The following is a 1,439-nucleotide window of genomic DNA, read 5'->3' on the forward strand; positions in this document are numbered from 1 at the left end:
CCCCTTTCTTGTTGCTTCGACGCTCAGTCTTCGACAGGGCTGCGGATCAGGTGATCGAAGGCACTCAGCGAAGCCTTGGCGCCCTCGCCAACCGCGATGACGATCTGCTTGTACGGCACGGTGGTGACGTCACCAGCGGCGAAGATACCCGGCAGCGAGGTTTCGCCACGCGCATCGACGATGATCTCGCCGCGCGACGTCAGCTCTACCGTCCCCTTCAACCAATCCGAGTTCGGCAGCAGGCCGATCTGCACGAAGATGCCCTCCAGCTCCAGCTCATGGAATTCGCTGGAGTTGCGGTCCTTGTAGGTCAGCCCGGTGACCTTCTGGCCATCGCCGGTGACTTCGCTGGTCAGTGCACTGGTGATCACGCTGACGTTGGGCAGGCTGTGCAGCTTCTTCTGCAGCACGGCATCGGCGCGTAGCTGGCTGTCGAATTCCAGCAAGGTGACCTGGGCGACGATGCCGGCCAGGTCGATGGCCGCTTCCACGCCGGAGTTGCCGCCGCCGATGACCGCGACGCGCTTGCCCTTGAACAGCGGACCATCGCAGTGCGGGCAGTAGGCGACACCACGGCCGCGGTATTGCTGCTCACCCGGCACGTTCATTTCGCGCCAGCGCGCACCGGTGGCCAGGATCAGGGTCTTGGCCTTCAGCGAGCCGCCGTTCTCCAGCTGGATCTCGTGCAGGCCGCCATCGGTGCCAGGGATCAGCTGTACGGCGCGTTGCAGGTTCATGATGTCGACGTCGTATTCGCGTACGTGGTTTTCCAGCGCACGGGCCAGTTTCGGGCCTTCGGTCTCGTTGACCGAAATGAAGTTCTCGATGGCCATGGTGTCGAGCACCTGGCCACCGAAGCGCTCGGCCGCGACACCGGTACGGATGCCCTTGCGCGCCGCGTAGATGGCCGCTGCGGCGCCGGCCGGCCCACCGCCGACGATGAGCACCTCGTAGGCGTCCTTGGCCCTGAGCTTCTCGGCATCGCGCGCCGAGGCACCGGTATCGAGCTTGGCCAGGATTTCTTCTTCGCCCATGCGGCCCTGGCCGAACAGCTCGCCGTTGAGGTAGATGCTCGGCACGGACATGACCTGGCGAATGGTGACTTCTTCCTGGAACAGGGCACCGTCGATGGCGACGTGGCGGATGTTCGGGTTGAGCACGGCCATCAGGTTCAGCGCCTGGACCACGTCCGGGCAGTTCTGGCAGGACAGCGAGAAATAGGTTTCGAAGTTGTATTCGCCGTCGAGAGTCTTGATCTGCTCGATGATTTGCGGCGCGGTCTTGGACGGGTGGCCGCCGACCTGCAGCAGGGCCAGCACCAGCGAAGTAAATTCGTGGCCCATCGGAATGCCGGCGAAACGCAGGCTGATGTTGCCGCCGATGCGGTTGAGCGCGAACGATGGGCGACGAATGTCGTTGCCATCGGTACGCAGGGTGAT

Annotated in this window: 1 protein-coding gene; it reads right to left on the reverse strand. The window is 63.8% G+C overall.

Annotated elements, in window-relative coordinates:
* Positions 1–23 precede the first annotated feature (23 nt).
* Positions 24–1,439, reverse strand: a 1,416-nt coding sequence (ahpF, locus tag NA637_RS24960; protein WP_256075245.1) for an alkyl hydroperoxide reductase subunit F, incomplete at its 5' end; no start/stop codon positions are given.

Source organism: Stutzerimonas stutzeri (assembly GCF_024448935.1).
Taxonomy (GTDB): Bacteria; Pseudomonadota; Gammaproteobacteria; order Pseudomonadales; family Pseudomonadaceae; genus Stutzerimonas; species Stutzerimonas stutzeri_AO.